General features: G+C 59.3%; 13 protein-coding genes. 9 read left to right on the top strand and 4 right to left on the bottom strand.

The window, feature by feature from the left end:
• Positions 1-140 precede the first annotated feature (140 nt).
• From carB to JJB09_RS07815, 3 genes are all read left to right on the top strand, one after another.
• Complete coding sequence (gene carB / locus JJB09_RS07805) at positions 141-3,629, top strand: carbamoyl-phosphate synthase large subunit (RefSeq protein WP_201655687.1); 3,489 nt, start codon at positions 141-143, stop codon at positions 3,627-3,629.
• Between the two features lie 122 nt (positions 3,630-3,751).
• Complete coding sequence (gene ppk2, locus JJB09_RS07810; protein WP_201655690.1) at positions 3,752-4,663, top strand: polyphosphate kinase 2; 912 nt, start codon at positions 3,752-3,754, stop codon at positions 4,661-4,663.
• 85 nt (positions 4,664-4,748) lie between these two features.
• On the top strand, positions 4,749-5,153 hold the full coding sequence (locus JJB09_RS07815; RefSeq protein ID WP_201655693.1) for a GFA family protein: 405 nt from the start codon (positions 4,749-4,751) through the stop codon (positions 5,151-5,153).
• On the opposite strand, the gene JJB09_RS07820 is transcribed toward JJB09_RS07815, so the two are convergent.
• Positions 5,148-5,711 carry an SRPBCC family protein gene (locus JJB09_RS07820; protein WP_201655696.1) on the bottom strand — a complete coding sequence of 188 codons (564 nt, stop codon included), beginning with the start codon at positions 5,709-5,711 and terminating at the stop codon, positions 5,148-5,150. The genes JJB09_RS07815 and JJB09_RS07820 overlap by 6 nt on opposite strands.
• Positions 5,712-5,956: 245 nt before the next feature.
• On the opposite strand from JJB09_RS07820, the gene greA reads away from it, so the two are divergent.
• Positions 5,957-6,433, top strand: coding sequence for a transcription elongation factor GreA (greA, locus tag JJB09_RS07825; RefSeq protein WP_201655699.1), 477 nt, complete (start codon positions 5,957-5,959; stop codon positions 6,431-6,433).
• Positions 6,424-7,494: a glycosyltransferase family 4 protein gene (locus tag JJB09_RS07830; protein ID WP_201656774.1), complete on the top strand. Its 1,071-nt coding sequence runs from the start codon at positions 6,424-6,426 to the stop codon at positions 7,492-7,494. Before greA ends, JJB09_RS07830 begins: the two co-directional genes overlap by 10 nt.
• Before the next feature lie 38 nt (positions 7,495-7,532).
• Here the strand turns inward: JJB09_RS07830 and JJB09_RS07835 are convergent, their stop codons facing one another.
• On the bottom strand, positions 7,533-8,438 hold the full coding sequence (locus tag JJB09_RS07835; RefSeq protein WP_201655702.1) for a glycosyl transferase: 906 nt from the start codon (positions 8,436-8,438) through the stop codon (positions 7,533-7,535).
• Positions 8,439-8,549: 111 nt separating this feature from the next.
• Between JJB09_RS07835 and JJB09_RS07840 the strand changes: the two genes are divergently transcribed.
• Positions 8,550-10,232 (top strand): phosphoethanolamine transferase, encoded by a 1,683-nt coding sequence (locus JJB09_RS07840; protein ID WP_201655704.1) that lies wholly within the window; start codon positions 8,550-8,552, stop codon positions 10,230-10,232.
• A 14-nt stretch (positions 10,233-10,246) separates the two neighbouring features.
• On the opposite strand, the gene JJB09_RS07845 is transcribed toward JJB09_RS07840, so the two are convergent.
• Both JJB09_RS07845 and JJB09_RS07850 read right to left on the bottom strand, forming a co-directional pair.
• A complete protein-coding gene (locus tag JJB09_RS07845) occupies positions 10,247-11,692 on the bottom strand; it encodes a TRAP transporter large permease subunit (protein WP_201655707.1) in 1,446 nt (481 codons plus the stop codon).
• 24 nt (positions 11,693-11,716) lie between these two features.
• Positions 11,717-12,256, bottom strand: coding sequence for a TRAP transporter small permease subunit (locus JJB09_RS07850; RefSeq protein WP_201655710.1), 540 nt, complete (start codon positions 12,254-12,256; stop codon positions 11,717-11,719).
• A 226-nt stretch (positions 12,257-12,482) separates the two neighbouring features.
• Here JJB09_RS07850 and JJB09_RS07855 point away from each other — a divergent pair, with 226 nt between their 5' ends.
• From JJB09_RS07855 to JJB09_RS07865, 3 genes are all read left to right on the top strand, one after another.
• Positions 12,483-14,171 (top strand): adenylate/guanylate cyclase domain-containing protein, encoded by a 1,689-nt coding sequence (locus JJB09_RS07855; RefSeq protein ID WP_201655713.1) that lies wholly within the window; start codon positions 12,483-12,485, stop codon positions 14,169-14,171.
• 188 nt (positions 14,172-14,359) lie between these two features.
• Positions 14,360-15,334 carry a thioredoxin-disulfide reductase gene (trxB, locus tag JJB09_RS07860; protein WP_201655716.1) on the top strand — a complete coding sequence of 325 codons (975 nt, stop codon included), beginning with the start codon at positions 14,360-14,362 and terminating at the stop codon, positions 15,332-15,334.
• A gap of 41 nt (positions 15,335-15,375) precedes the next feature.
• A complete protein-coding gene (locus JJB09_RS07865; protein WP_201655719.1) occupies positions 15,376-16,272 on the top strand; it encodes a LysR family transcriptional regulator VtlR in 897 nt (298 codons plus the stop codon).
• Positions 16,273-16,459: the final 187 nt, after the last annotated feature.

A 16,459-nucleotide genomic window follows, 5' to 3' on the forward strand; every position in this document is an offset into this window, starting at 1 on the left:
AACTTCGCGCAGCGGGGTTCCGTTTGGACGGACATTTCCCTATAAGCCGCTTCTAGCCTTAAAAGACCCCACACCCTGCGCCCCGGCCGGTATTGTACCGTGCGCCGGTCTTTGCCGCAGGCAAAATGATGGAAAATTACATGCCGAAGCGCCAGGATATCAAATCGATCCTCATCATCGGTGCCGGCCCGATTGTTATCGGGCAGGCCTGCGAATTCGATTACTCCGGCACACAGGCCTGTAAAGCGTTGAAGGAAGAGGGTTACCGGGTCATCCTGGTCAACTCCAACCCGGCGACCATCATGACCGATCCGGATCTGGCGGATGCGACCTATGTCGAGCCGATCACGCCTGAAGTGGTTGCCAAGATCATCGCCAAGGAACGCCCGGATGCGCTTCTGCCGACAATGGGCGGCCAGACGGCGCTCAACACGGCGCTTTCTCTCAAGCGCATGGGCGTGCTGGACCGCTACAATGTCGAGATGATCGGCGCCAAGCCCGCTGCCATCGACATGGCCGAAGATCGCGCGCTGTTCCGCGAGGCGATGACCCGGATTGGGCTCGAAACGCCGAAATCCGTCCTGTCGAACGCCACCGAAATCAAGGACCAGGACCGCAAGACCCACGAAGCAGAACGCGCCAAGCTAAAGGCCGAGCTTTCCGGCGACGACCTCGACAAGGCGCTCGATGCACTGGAAAACAAGTGGAACCTCGGCGAGAGCGACCGCAAGCAACGCTACATGAACCACGCGCAGGCGATTGCCGCCCAGGCGCTGGATGAAATCGGCCTGCCGGCGATCATCCGCCCGTCCTTCACGCTCGGCGGCACCGGCGGCGGCATCGCCTACAATCGTTCGGAATTCTTCGAAATCGTCGCGAGCGGACTTGATGCCTCCCCTACCACCGAAGTGCTGATCGAAGAATCTGTACTCGGCTGGAAGGAATATGAAATGGAAGTCGTCCGCGATCATGCGGACAATTGCATCATCATCTGCTCGATCGAGAACATCGACCCGATGGGCGTGCATACCGGCGACTCGATCACCGTCGCGCCCGCGCTGACGCTGACCGACAAGGAATACCAGATCATGCGCAACGCCTCGATCGCGGTGCTGCGCGAGATCGGCGTCGAAACCGGCGGCTCGAACGTCCAGTTCGCCGTCAACCCGGACAATGGCCGCCTCGTCGTCATCGAAATGAACCCGCGCGTGTCGCGCTCGTCGGCGCTCGCTTCCAAGGCCACGGGTTTCCCGATTGCCAAGATCGCCGCCAAGCTCGCGATCGGCTACACGCTGGACGAACTCGACAACGACATCACCGGCGGTGCGACCCCTGCTTCGTTCGAGCCGTCGATCGACTACGTCGTCACCAAGATCCCGCGCTTTGCCTTCGAAAAATTCCCGGGTGCAGAGCCGACCCTGACCACCGCGATGAAGTCGGTCGGCGAAGTCATGGCGATCGGCCGTACATTCGCGGAATCGCTGCAGAAGGCGCTGCGCGGCCTGGAAACGGGACTGACCGGCCTTGACGAGATCGAGATCCCCGGCATCGGCGAAGGCGACGACCAGAACGCCATTCGTGCCGCCATAGGGACCCCGACGCCCGACCGCCTGCGCCAGGTTGCCCAGGCGCTGCGCTTTGGCATGACCGAAGACGAGGTGCATGCGAGCTGCAAGATCGATCCGTGGTTCATCTCCCAGATCAAGGCCATCGTCGACATGGAGGCCCGCATCCGCGAACAAGGCCTGCCGGAAGATGCGCAGAACCTGCGCATGCTGAAGTCGATGGGCTTTTCCGATGCACGCCTTGCCACGCTGACCGGCAAGCGCCCGAAGGAAGTCGCTGAAATCCGCAACGCGCTCAACGTCCGTCCCGTCTACAAGCGGATCGACACCTGCGCGGCAGAATTTGCCTCACCGACTGCCTACATGTATTCGACCTATGAAACACCCTTCGTTGGCGTGGCGCGCTCCGAAGCCGAGATTTCCGATCGCAAGAAGGTTGTCATTCTTGGCGGCGGCCCCAACCGCATCGGTCAGGGTATCGAGTTCGACTATTGCTGCTGCCATGCCGCCTTTGCGCTCAAGGACGCCGGCTTCGAAGCGATCATGGTCAACTGCAACCCGGAAACGGTTTCCACTGACTACGACACTTCGGATCGCCTCTATTTCGAGCCACTGACAGCCGAAGACGTCATCGAGATCCTCAAGATCGAACAGGAGCGCGGCGAACTGCTAGGCGTTATCGTCCAGTTCGGCGGCCAGACACCGCTCAAGCTAGCCGATGCGCTGGAACGCGCCGGCATTCCGATCCTCGGCACTGCGCCCGACATGATCGACCTTGCCGAAGATCGCGACCGCTTCCAGAAGCTGTTGATGAAGCTCGACATGACCCAGCCCAACAACGGCATCGCCTATTCGGTCGAGCAGTCCCGTCTCGTTGCTGCCGAAATCGGCTTTCCGCTGGTCGTGCGTCCTTCCTATGTTCTCGGCGGCCGGGCCATGCAGATCATCCATTCGGAATCGATGCTGCAGAAGTACCTGCTCGACACCGTGCCGGAACTCGTTCCCGAGGATATCAAGGCCCGCTATCCCAATGACAAGACCGGCCAGATCAACACGCTGCTCGGCAAGAACCCGCTTTTGTTCGACAGCTACCTGACCAACGCCATCGAAGTCGATGTCGACTGCCTTGCCGACGGCAAGGACGTCTACGTCTGCGGCATCATGGAACATATCGAGGAGGCCGGCATCCATTCAGGCGACTCGGCCTGTTCGCTGCCGCCGCGTACGCTCTCGAAGGAAATCCTCGATCAGTTGGAGATCCAGACGCGGTCGCTTGCCAAGGCGCTGAATGTAGGCGGCTTCATGAACGTCCAGTATGCTATCAAGGACGACGTGATCTACATTCTCGAAGTCAATCCGCGCGCCTCGCGCACGGTGCCCTTCGTCGCCAAGACCATCGGCGCACCGATCGCCAAGATCGCCGCCCGCGTCATGGCTGGCGAAACGCTCGACACCGCGTTTTCCGCCTATGTCGACGAAAAGCCCGATCCGCGCAATCTCAAGCACATCGCGGTCAAGGAAGCCGTGTTCCCGTTTGCCCGCTTCCCGGGCGTCGACACACTGCTCGGCCCGGAAATGCGCTCCACAGGTGAAGTCATCGGGCTCGATACCGATTTCGCACTGGCGTTTGCCAAGTCGCAACTCGGGGCCGGCGTCGAACTGCCGCGCTCGGGTACGGTGTTCGTATCGGTGCGTGACAGCGACAAGGAGCGCGTGCTGCCCGCCATCCGTATCCTCGACGAGATCGGCTTCAAGGTGCTCGCGACAGGCGGCACCCAGCGTTTCCTCTCCGACAACGGCATTGCCTCCACCAAGATCAACAAGGTTCTGGAAGGTCGTCCGCACATCGAGGACGCAATCCGCAACCGTCAGGTCCAGCTGGTGATCAACACGACCGACGGCAACAAGGCGATCTCGGATTCCAAGTCGCTGCGCCGCGCGGCCCTGATGCAGAAGGTGCCCTACTACACGACGATGTCGGGCGCGCTTTCGGCCGCGGAAGCCATTCGCGCGCTGAAGGCCGGCAACCTCGAGGTTCTGCCGCTGCAGGCCTATTTCGCCTGATCAACAATGACCCCTCCGGCGCCTCCTTGCGAGGCGCCGGAGGGGTTGATGATTTCAAGCGCCTGTCACGAAACAGTCGCGAAATCCTGCTTCCTTCTGCTGACATGACAGGGAAGCAAGCCATGCTAAATCACCAGGAACAACTTGATCGCATCAAGGCGGAAATCGCCGACAGTTTCGACGAAGAACTCGAAATGCAGTTGGAGGAGGACCGCCTCGACGAACTCGTCGCCGAGGGCATGTCCGAGCCTGCGGAACAATCGCTCGACCGCAGGATTTATTTCCGAGAACTCTTTCGCCTGCAGCATGATCTTGTGAAACTGCAGGACTGGATCCAGCACCAGAAGCTCAAGGTCGTGGTGATCTTCGAGGGCCGGGATTCCGCCGGCAAGGGCGGCGCGATCAAGCGCGTCACACAACGGCTCAATCCCCGCGTTTGCCGGGTCGTGGCGCTGCCTGCGCCGACTGAACGCGAACGCAATCAATGGTATTTCCAGCGCTATATCCCCCATCTACCCTCAGCGGGAGAAATGGTTCTCTTTGACCGCAGTTGGTACAATCGCGCCGGCGTCGAGCGTGTCATGGGCTTCTGCACTTCGGACGAACTGGAAGAATTCTTCCGCTCCGTTCCGGAATTCGAGCGCATGCTCGTTCGTTCCGGCATCGTCTTGATCAAATACTGGTTCTCGATCACGGACGAGGAACAGGAGTTCCGCTTCAACATGCGCATCCACGACCCGCTCAAGCAGTGGAAGCTGTCGCCGATGGACATGGAAAGCCGGAAACACTGGGAAGACTACACAAAGGCCAAGGAAGAGATGCTGGCTCGAACCCACACGGCGGAAACGCCGTGGTGGGTCGTCGAAGCGGTCGACAAGAAGAAGGCGCGGCTGAACTGTATCGCCCACTTGCTGAGCCAGGTTCCCTACCAGGATGTTCCCAAGCCACCGGTCGAGCTCCCGGAACGAATTCGCCACGAAGACTACCATCGCCAGCCCGTTCCGCCGGAGATGTTTGTCCCGAAGGTTTATTGACGCTTGGCGAGGCTATGCTGACATTATTTGTCAGCATAGCGCCTTAGTATCGTTCCATGATCCACCGAGGCCAAGGAGAACAGAGGTGAAGAAGACCTATCGTGGCAGCTGCCATTGCGGAAAAGTTCGGTTTGAGGCGGATATAGATTTCAGCCAGGGTACCGGCCGATGCAATTGCTCCTACTGCGCGAAGGTGCGCAACTGGAGCGTCACGATCAAGCCGGAAGAATTCCGACTCCTCTGCGACGAGGTCGAAACGTCGGACTACCAGTTTGGAACCAACAGCGCCCACCACCGCTTCTGCAAGACCTGCGGTCTGCACGCCTATGGCAGCGGCTATGTCGAACAGATCGGCGGCGCCTACTACGCTGTTAGCATACCCTGCCTGGAGGACGTGACACCCGAAGAACTGGCCGTCCTGCCCGTCAAATACATGGATGGCCTGCATGACAACTGGTGGAACCAGCCAAAGATTACATCCTATCTATGACGGCGTGGCGTTGAGCGAAGCTTCGGTCTCTGCTCTTGCCTTCATGGCCGCGAGCCCCCTTTCGAAGTCGCGGCCCACCATCTTGTCCATGTTCATCAGGATGCCCATGATCTTGAACATAAGGTTGTTGGTGCCGCTCATCTCCCAATTCACCTGCGTTCCGCCATGTTGGGGCGTAAGCGAGAACGTTGTCCGGTTCTCCGCCCGGAATGGCTTGTAGAAGCTCAGTTTGATGTCGACCCGCGAGGACGGGGTGGTGGAAAGGATTTCCATGCGCCCTGCACCAACCTGTTTGTTTCCCTCCCACTCATAAACGGCGCCGGAGCCGCTTGGCGAACCGCTGAGCGATCGTTTCATGGCGGGGTCCAGCCTTTCCCATGGCGACCAGCTGGGCCATTGGCGGAAGTCATCGATGAGTGGGAAAACGGTCTCTGCCGGCGCTCTGATCATGATCGCCCGGCTGATGGAAAACTCATTGGGCCTGCGTATCGCGAAGATCACAAGAACAAGCAGGAGTAGCAGCGCCAGAACGAGAACATACAAAAGGACATTGAGCATTCCTTAACTCCATCACACAGGGGGGCGGACATGTTCGGGCAATAGTTTCGGACCGTATGAAAATGTAGGTCGAGGACCACGCGACCACAAGCAGGAAAATCGGGCAAAGAATTTCCTCGCAATTGAGCTGATGATTCTGCTATAAGAACACGAATGCTTATGGACGGTTCTGAAGCTTGCGCTTCTGGGACCGTTTTCTTTTTGTGCCCGATTGGATGGGGCACCGAATGCTAAGGACGATGGAAATGATTGAAAAAGTGCCGATGACGCAGAGTGGCTTTGTCAAGCTCAACGAAGAACTCCGCTGGCGTCAGCAGGAAGAGCGTCCCCGGATCATCGAGGCAATTTCCGAAGCCCGTGCCCACGGCGATTTGTCGGAAAATGCCGAGTATCACGCCGCCAAGGAAGCCCAGAGCCACAATGAAGGCCGGGTTGGCGAACTTGAAGATCTGATCGCTCGCGCCGAAGTCATCGACCTTTCCAAAATGTCTGGAACCACGGTCAAGTTTGGCGCACGCGTCAAGCTCATCGACGAGGACACCGAAGAGGAAAAGAACTACCAGATCGTCGGCGACCAGGAAGCCGATGTAAAGGCAGGCCGTATTTCGATCTCTTCGCCGATTGCCCGTGCATTGATTGGCAAGGAGGTCGGTGACTCAATCGAAGTCAACGCACCCGGCGGCTCCAAGGCCTACGAAATCATTGGCCTCGCCTGGGGCTGAGGCCCCGCATGGCTATTTCCGACATCGAAGTCATCGCGCCGCATTTCAAGCGGCGTCTATCCGGTGTGACATCGACGGTCGTCCAGTTGATACCGAAGCAGCTTGAGGCCGGCGTGAAAATATCCACGCTTGGCCCCGGCTTGCCGGACGACCTTCCCAAACTCCGATACCGTGACCTGCTGCAATGCTGGGTGCGGCCATCCAGCGGCAAAAAGCGCATCTGGCATGCGCGTCGCAACATCGAGATGGTGGCGGGTATCTTTCTCCGAGACGTGCTGCGCATGCCGATGAAGCTCGTCTTCACGTCGGCCGCGCAACGCAACCACACAGACTTCACCAAGGCAATGATCAGGCGAATGGACGGCGTCATCGCTACGTCCGGCCGCTCCGGTGCCTTCCTGGAAGTGCCGCATACCGTCGTCATGCACGGCATCGACACAACACTGTTTCATCCGCCACGGACCAACGACGACCTTTTCTCGGCTTCGGGCCTGCCGGGAAAATACGCGATCGGCTGTTCCGGCCGCATTAGACACCAGAAGGGCACGGACCTTTTCGTCGATGCGATGATCGCCCTTCTACCGCATTACCACGACTGGACCGCCATCATCACCGGCCGCGTCACCGCAGAACACGAGGGGTTCCACGCAGAACTCGAAGAGCGCATTGCCAAAGCCGGGCTTACCGACCGGATCGTCTTTCTTGGCGAGGTCGATGACGTCAAGCTGTGGTATCGCCGTTTCTCGCTGTTCGTGGCGCCGTCGCGCAACGAAGGCTTCGGCCTGACGCCTCTCGAGGCAATGGCCTCCGCTACCGCCACGGTGACGAGCGATGCAGGCGCCTATGCGGAAATGAACGTCTCCGGCAGCACTGGCATGATCGTACCGGCTGGCGACGGAGACGCGCTGAGAAACGCTATAGAACCCTACCTCGCCGACCCCGGCCGCGCCAAGCGCCACGGCGAGAATGCGCTCGCGCATGTGACGACGCACTTCGAGATCGGCGGCGAAGTAAAGGGCGTCAGCGCCGTCTATGAAGCGACTCTCGCGGGCGAACGCTAAGTCAGTATGCGGCCGTTGCAAAAAATGCCGCGGCCAAATCAATCGAACGAGACATATTCCAGGCCGATCGATCGCAAGGCCGAAACGGCCGAGTGATTGACCAGCTCGACGCCGTTGCGCTCGGCAACCTCCTTGGCGAGCGCAATGTGTGCGAGGATCCGCGCCTCCGCACCCGCGATGCCCGAAAATGCCATGGAGCCTTTTTTCTCGTAAAAACGCGGCGCATCGGCGTTGGATATGTCGATGCCGACAAGGCCGATATGCCGCGCCGGCGACGCTAAAGCAAATTGCAGCGCCGATATCACCACCGATCCGCCCTGGAAAACGCCCCGGTCGGGGGCAGTCGAAAATCCGGCCTTGCCGTCCGCGCTCAGCGTGACAAAATCGAGTTGTCGCAAGTCGGCGTCCCTGCGGCACGGTGCGCCATAGGGCTTGCGGATATCATCGATCAATACGACCTGCCGCCCGGTCAGCCAGCCCTTGTCGATTTCGTAGAGCGCCCGCAGCACCCCCGGCGAAAAAAGGCAGGGCACATCGATTGCCAGCCTGTCGCGGATCATGTCGAAATGCCGCCAGATGAACCGCTCGTCCTCGATGGCGATAGCAAGCGGCATGGCTATTTTCTCGCCAACGAGACCGATCGCGCCGTTGAGCAGGATGGAACTCTTCGATGGCAATCGGGCAAGTTCGACACTGTTGACGGAGGGTCCGGAACCGATGATGACGATGCGATCGCCGGCCCGCTCTGCAAGCATATCGCTCGACCGCAGCGAGATTTCGTGTGCCCCGCGGAAGCGAACGGTTCCGGGCGCCCCCGCTTCACGCCCGACTATAGAAAGGGATGGCAGCCACGAATGGTAATGCGCCCGGCTGCCGCCGAGCAGCAGGCGCGCAAGGAGCTTGGTTATCCGCCGCCGCAAAGGCCGCCCCGTTTTCGATGTCATGCGCTCGTCTACTCCTGTGGCCATTGCGGCCGAGTCCCTTCTATTGCCACGATCCGGGTGAACTGTTAACACCCGCCCCCTATCCGCCACTGGCGCTAACTGGACAGAAACATGGCATCCCTACCCGCGAGCATCCGCTGGCTGACGACCAACGTCTTTCTCAGATTCGCAATTGCCTTCGTCGGTCTTTATGCGCTGATTTACTTTATCCTGCATATCAGCGGTGCGCCGACGCGCGTTGCAAGTGTCAATGGTCTGTCGGTTCTCTTCATGGCCATGCCCGCCTGGGGCCTGTCCATTGTCGCGTCACGCTATGCCCGCTACGGCTATGCGCTGTACTTCGTCTGGGCCCTGATATGGGTGGTGGATTTTGCCGCCGTCAGCTTCACCATCGCACGCTACGGGCTGGCGTTGGAGTCACCGGTTGTCGTCGAGGCGGTCAGCAACGCGAACATCAACGAGACGACCGAGTATCTGGGCGAAACGCTGCCCCTGCTCATCCCGATGATGTTCCTCGTTCCCGCGATTGCCTACCTCTTTATGCGACTGATGCGCGGATTTGGACGCCAACTGGAAAAGCTGAGCATGCCACGCTGGACCGCGATCGTGGTGGGACTGACTCTGATCATCCTGCCCCTCGCCTATCACAGCAACAATGTCGTCGCCCGCGCCGATCCGGTGACTCGCTGGGCAAAGTTCTACAAGGATCTCCGCGCCCAGGAAGCCGCTCGGGTGGAACTCGTCGCCGCTCGGGGCGAAGCAGTCAAGAAGGTAGACAGCTGGGAGCCGCGATATGCCGGACCGCAGGAAAAGACCGTCGTTTTCGTGATCGGCGAGAGTTCGAACAAATCGGATTGGTCGCTGTTCGGCTATGAACGCAAAACCACGCCGTTGCTAGAAGCCATGCGCGACCGGCTTGTGCTTTTCCCCGACACCGTGTCGTCCTTCGGCAGCACGATCGTCGAGGTTACCCGCCTGCTCACTGGCGCAAGCCACAGCATTGGCGGCAAGTGGAAGACCGAACCCGACGTTATCCTTCTTGCCAAAGCCGCCGGCTACAAGGTGTTCTGGCTATCGAACCAGAACGATTTCTACCTCAACACCGTCTTCGGCAAGGAGGCAGACTACTTCAAGCTGGTCAACCACGGGCTCGGCCAGCGCAGCGACACCAGCATCGACGAGAATCTGCTTCCCGAAGTCGACAAGGCGCTGGGTGACCCGGCAAAGCTGAAATTCATCATCATCCACTCGATCGGCTCGCACCAGCATTACAGCCTGCGCTACCCACCTGCTTTTGCAAAGTTCGACAATGTGGACGATGCCGTTTCCAAGGCCATGGCCGAAAAATGGGGTAAGTTGCGAGATGCGCGCAACACCTACGACAACACCATCCTCTATACCGATTTTTTCCTGTCGTCGGTGATCGGACAACTCGACAAGGTCTCCAATCCGAATGCGGAAATGCTCTACGTCTCGGATCACGCGCAGGACGTTGGCCACTTCACCAGCATGTGGGGGCACCAGTTCAAGTTCGAAAGCGGGTTCACCGTCCCGATGTTCCTGTGGACGAAGAGCGACGCGGCGCTGCTGGCGAACAAGCAGGCGCTCGAGAACCGGCCGTACCAGACCGATGAACTGGACTGGACCCTGCTTTCGATGCTTGGCGTCAAGACCAGGTACGACATGCCGCAGTTCAACCTGCTCGGCCCCAACTTCAAGCCGTGGGAGCGCATCATCGACAAGCGACCCTACATTCCCGGCCGGTCGCACATCGCGGAGCCGGCGGGCGGCTGAGCCCTCTCAATCCTTCACTTTACAGGCGGCGGCATTTCCAGGCCGGGGAGACCGTTCAAGCCGTTGGCGGGATCGCCTCCGAGCCCCGGCAGATCGATCTTTATCTCCACTTTGCTGGGGTCGATTTTCGGCCCGTCGTCGAGCCAGTAGGTCACCGACTGCGGCCAGAAGATCACGATCGCCACGAGGATCAACTGCATGGCGACCCACGGCAACGCCCCGAGATAGATATCCGATGTTTTGACCGAAGGCGGCGCGATCCCCCGGAGATAAAAGAGCGCAAAGCCGAAGGGCGGGTGCATGAAGCTCGTCTGCATGTTGACGCACAGCAGCACCCCGAACCAGACGAGATCGATGCCGAGCGCCGAAGCAACCGGCGCCAGCATCGGTACAATGATGAAGGCGATCTCGAAGAAATCGAGGAAGAACGCCAGCACGAAGATGAAGATGTTGACAAAAATCAGGAAGCCGATGGCACCTCCGGGCATGCCGGTCAACAGGTGTTCGATCCAGCGCGAGCCGTCCATGCCCTGAAACACCAGGCTGAAGACCGTGGAGCCGATCAGGATGAACACCACCATCGAGGTGATGCGCATGGTCGTCGACATGCCTTCGCGGATCAGCGGCCAGGTCAGTCGACGGTTCATCGCCGCCAGCAACATGGCGCCGACGACGCCGAGCGCACCGGCTTCGGTGGGCGTCGCCAGTCCCATGAAGATGGTACCCAGCACCAGGAAGATCAGCACGATTGACGGTATCATCCCCATCAGCACCCGGCCGATCAGTTTCGCATCCAGATCGCCGCGTTCCTCCTTGGGGATGGGAGGCATCATATTCGGGCGGAAAATCGCGATCAGCGCGATATAGAGAATGAAGATCGCCACCTGCAGCATCGAGGGCCCGATAGCGCCCTTGTACATGTCGCCGACGGACCTGCCGAGCTGGTCTGCCAGCACCACCAGCACCAGCGACGGCGGAATGAGCTGCGTAATCGTACCCGACGCAGCAATGACGCCGGTCGCCAGCTTCATGTTATAACCGTAGCGCTGCATGATCGGCAGCGAGATCATCCCCATGGTGATGACCGACGCTGCGACCGTGCCGGTGATGGCGCCGAGGATCGCGCCGACGATGATCACGGCAAAGGCCAGCCCGCCGGGTATGGCGCCAAATAGTTTGCCTGTACCTTCGAGCAGATCCTCCGCCAGCCCGCATCGTTCGAGGATCGCCCCCATGAAGGTGAAGAATGGAATGGCGAGCAGCAACTCGTTGGAAATGATGCCGTAGAAGCGGAACGGCAGCGCCTCCAGGAAGATCGGCTCGAAATGGCCCGTGGCGATGCCGACGATGCCGAAAAATAGCCCCACCGCCGCCAGCGAAAACGCCACGGGAAAACCATACAGCATGAAGACCACCATGCCGAAGAACATCAGCGGTGGAATGATTCCGAATTCAAACATAAGGCCCCTCGTCCGCGCGCCGGATCACTGCAACGGTTTTTCGTATGTCGTGTCGATCCTGACGACACCCGCGAGCGCGGCAATGCGCTTGATGAGTTCGGAAATGCCTTGCAATGTCAGCAAGGCAAAACCGGCCACCAGCACCAGCTTGACCGGCCAGCGGATGAGCCCGCCGGCATTCAGCGATTGTTCGCCGTTGCGCCAAGCCTCATGAAAGAACGGCCAGCAGAGCCAGGTGAAATAGGCCGTAATCGGCAGCAGGAAAAAGACGATGCCAAACAGGTCCACCCACAGCCGGGCGCGGTCGCTGATGGATCCGTAAAAGATATCCACCCGCACATGCTCGTTCATTTTCAAGGTGTAGGATGCGCCCATCAGCACGATGACGGCGAACATGTACCACTGGATTTCCAACCAGCCGTTGGAGCTCATCGAGAACAGGTAGCGTACGATCGCGTTGCCGGCGCTGATCAACGCGCAGAACAGCACCATGTAGTCGGCGATCTGTCCGAATTTTTTCGACAGGGCATCGATGCTTGCGCTCAGTGCCAGCAGAGCCTGCATACTTCCTCCCGATATCTCCGCACGCCATTTTGGTCTACGCGGAACTCCCCTGACCGAATCCTTAGACGAAGAATGCTGGCTTGGAAAGACAGCGGCCATTCGACTAAAGAACGGGTTCGGCGGCTACCCGTCCGGCGAACACTGCGATCACCAAACTATGACTACCAACGGCAGCCGGTTTGTTGCAGAACTAACCAATGGATCGCCGAGAACACAGGCTGCAGAATTGACCCTTATCAGCACGGCCACAAAGACAAAGATGCACATCGCCTCCGGGATCGTGCTGCTTGTTTTCCTGACCATGCACTTCACGAACCATGCCCTGGGCCTTTCCTCAGTCAGCATGATGGAAACGGGGCGTGCTTTCTTCAACCAGGTATGGCGAAGCTGGCCCGGCACAATCCTGCTGTACGGCGCCATTTTGGTGCACTTCATATCGGCACTGGATGCGTTCTACCGGCGCAAAACCCTTTGGATGCCGATCGGCGAAGTGCTGAAGATCGGCTTTGGGCTGGCACTACCTTTCCTGATCGCCTCGCACGTCATGGGCACGCGCCTTGAATTCGCCTTGTCCGGCTATGATCGCGGCTATCCGCAGGTGCTGGCGGTCGTTTGGGCGACGCCCGGCAATCGGCTTTGGTACGCAATAGCAGTGATCGTGGCTTGGACGCATGGCTGCCTCGGTCTGTGGTTCTGGCTCCGGGCAAGATCCTGGTTTCCGCGCATCGCCCCGCTGTTTCATATGGCAGCGGTGATCGTGCCCCTGGTGGCATTTCTCGGCGTCTACGCCGGCGGCAGGTTCATCACCTCCCTGCCCCCGTTTCTGGACTATCGCCCCAAAACGGATCCCGCGACTATCCCCAGCATACTGGCGGCGTTCTACCTGGTTCTCGGCAGCCTGATTGGCATCATTCTGTTGATGAAAATCATTCCCAGCCGCGACCGCATCGAGATCACCTATTTTGGCAGCAAGCGGGTTCCCATCAGTCCCGGCCTCAGCGTTCTGGAAGTAAGCCGGGCAGCCGGCATTCCGCATGTTTCGATCTGCGGTGGCCGGGGGCGATGTTCGACGTGCCGTATCCAGATCCTGGAAGGCCTTGAAGGACAGCCGGCGCCGCAGGAACGCGAACGCGCCACACTCGCGAGCATCGGTGCACCGGATGATGTTCGCCTTGCCTGCCAGCTTCGTCCCAACCACAATCTGACGGTTCTGCCCTTGGTCGAGGCTGACGGGCTGGTATTTACAGCGCAGAATGCGCCGGACAAGGCGGCGGGACGCGAACGCATGGTCGCCGCGCTGTTCTGCGATCTGCGGGGCTTTACGGAACTGAGCGAACAGAAGCTGCCCTACGACGTCGTTTTCCTGCTCAATCGCTACTTCGCCATGGTCGATGACGTGGTCGAAGGCACAGGCGGGGTCGTGGACAAATTCATCGGCGACGGCGCGATCGCCCTGTTCGGCCTCGACACGCCCCTGAACAAGGCATGCAGGCAGGCGCTGCTCTGCGCCGCCCGGCTCTCCGCTGAACTCGAAGCCCTCAACAGGTCCTTCAATGCCGAACTCGACACGCCCCTGCGCATCGCCATCGGCCTGCATGCGGGGTCGGCGATCGTCGGCCGCATGGGGCACGGCAGGGCTGCGTCGCTCACTGCGATCGGTGACACCATCAACATTGCCAGCCGCCTTGAGGGTCTCGCCAAGGAGCATGATGCCGAACTGGCCGTATCGGCCGAAGTTGTCAGGCAAGCCAATGTGACTTTCATCGATCACACCAGCCAGGAACTGTCGATCCGGGGCCGCACGGCGACGGTAGAGACCTGGATCGTCCCAAACGCAGGTGAAATCGAACGCTGCGTGACGACCCCAGCCGCAGGCATGAATTTGAATAGCGAGGCGCTCGGAAAGGCCTCCTGAAACCGCCCATCGCCCCCGATAGGCAGCGCCGCGCGATTGCCGGGGTTGTGCTGAATATGCGATACTGCCATGAATTTTCGGTATATCAGTGGATAACGGTCTGCGCCCTTGAATATGCATGCCGTCCATCCATAGATAAGGACCAAGATTTGCGCCCTGTTCGGCGCATTAGTTTGCAGGGAAAAACCATGTCAGCACGCCACACGAAGGTTCTCATCATCGGCTCGGGACCGGCCGGATACACGGCCGCTATCTATGCAGCTCGCGCAATGCTCGAGCCTGTCCTGATCGCCGGGATGGAACAGGGCGGCCAGTTGATGATCACCACCGATGTGGAGAATTATCCGGGCTTTGCAGACCCGATACAGGGTCCGTGGCTGATGGAACAGATGCTCGGGCAAGCCAAGCATGTCGGCGCCGAAATCGTCAATGACCTCGTGACGTCGGTCGATCTCTCCAACCGTCCCTTCCACGTCAAGACCGATTCAGGCCAGGATTGGATTGCCGATACCATCGTCATCGCCACCGGTGCCAAGGCCAAATGGCTGGGTATCGATAGCGAGAAGGCATACCAGGGTTTCGGCGTCTCGGCCTGTGCGACCTGCGACGGCTTCTTCTACCGCAACAAGGATGTGATCGTGGTCGGCGGCGGAAATTCCGCCGTCGAGGAAGCGCTCTATCTCTCCAATATCGCCAAGTCGGTGACGGTTGTTCATCGCCGGGACACGTTCCGCTCGGAAAAGATCCTGCAGGAACGCCTGTTCCAGCGCCAAAACGTCAACGTGGTGTGGAACAGCGAGATCGCTGAGATCACTGGCGAGCAACTGCATCCCCCAATGCCGGCCTCGGTGACCGGCGTCAAGATCCGCAACACCAAGACCGGCGAGATCACCGAACGGCCGATCGACGGCCTGTTCGTGGCAATCGGGCACGCCCCGGCGACAGAGCTGTTTACCGGGCAGCTCCGCATGAAGCCGAATGGCTATCTGTGGACCGCGCCAGATTCGACCGCCACCAATGTCGAAGGCGTGTTTGCGGCTGGCGACGTGACTGATGACACGTTCCGCCAGGCCATTACAGCCGCAGGTCTGGGCTGCATGGCGGCGCTGGAAGCCGAACGTTATCTGGCCGGACATCTGCATGTTGCGCAGGCTGCGGAATAATTTGCGGCCTTGAGGGGCTCGCCTGTTTTTTGGGGGAATAAATGTCGCTTGACTGGGACAAACTGCGGATTTTTCACGCGGCAGCTGAAGCGGGGTCATTTACCCATGCCGCGGACAAGCTGCATCTGTCCCAATCGGCCATCAGCCGGCAGGTCAGTGCGTTGGAGAGCGAGGTTAATACCAAGCTCTTCCACCGGCACGCGCGTGGACTGATCCTCACGGAACAGGGCGAATTGCTCTACCGGACTGCCCATGACGTGCTGATGAAGCTCGAAATGGTCAAGATGCAGCTGACCGAGACGACCGAAAAGCCGACCGGCCGGCTGCGCATCACCACGACAGTCGGACTTGGTCAGGGTTGGCTGACCGACAAGGTGCAGGAGTTCCTGTCGCTCTATCCAGACATGCAGGTCCAGCTGATCCTCGACAACGAGGAACTGGATGTGAACATGCGCCATGCCGATTGCGCGATCCGCCTGCGCGAGCCGCAACAATCAGATCTCATCCAACGCAAGCTGTTCACCGTCCACATGCATGTCTATGCGGCCCCTTCCTACATCAGCCGCCACGGCGAACCGCAGTCGCTGGAAGATCTCGACAATCACCGGATCATCTCCTTCGGCGAACCCGCGCCGAACTACCTGCTCGACGTCAACTGGCTGGAGATCGCCGGCAGATCGGACGACAATCCGCGCATGCCCGTGCTGCAGATCAACAGCCTGACATCGATCAAGCGCGCGGCCCTGCTCGGCATCGGTATCGCCATGCTGCCAGACTATATCGTTGGTCGCGATCCGGGCCTCGTCCAATTGGTCACGCATGCCGACATCCCGTCCTTCGACACTTACTTCTGTTACCCGAGCGAATTGAAAAACGCGGCGAAGTTGAAAGTTTTTCGAGACTTCATTGTTTCCAAGGCACGCAACTGGAACTTTTAGCCGTCTGTTTCCAACGGCACAGGGTCGGTCGAACAACGGTCGACTCGAAATCATTCGTATACGAACGGATACTTTTTAGTATTCAATAATTTGACGAAACAACACATATTTTTATGGATTATTTTTGGTTGCTTTTTCAAAGGCTTAACTTAATCAACGCACGACGCATGCAACACCTGCATAACAG

The sequence above is a fragment of the Phytoamicus setariae genome (assembly GCF_016722925.1).
GTDB classification, from domain to species: Bacteria; Pseudomonadota; Alphaproteobacteria; order Rhizobiales; family Rhizobiaceae; genus Rhizobium_E; species Rhizobium_E setariae.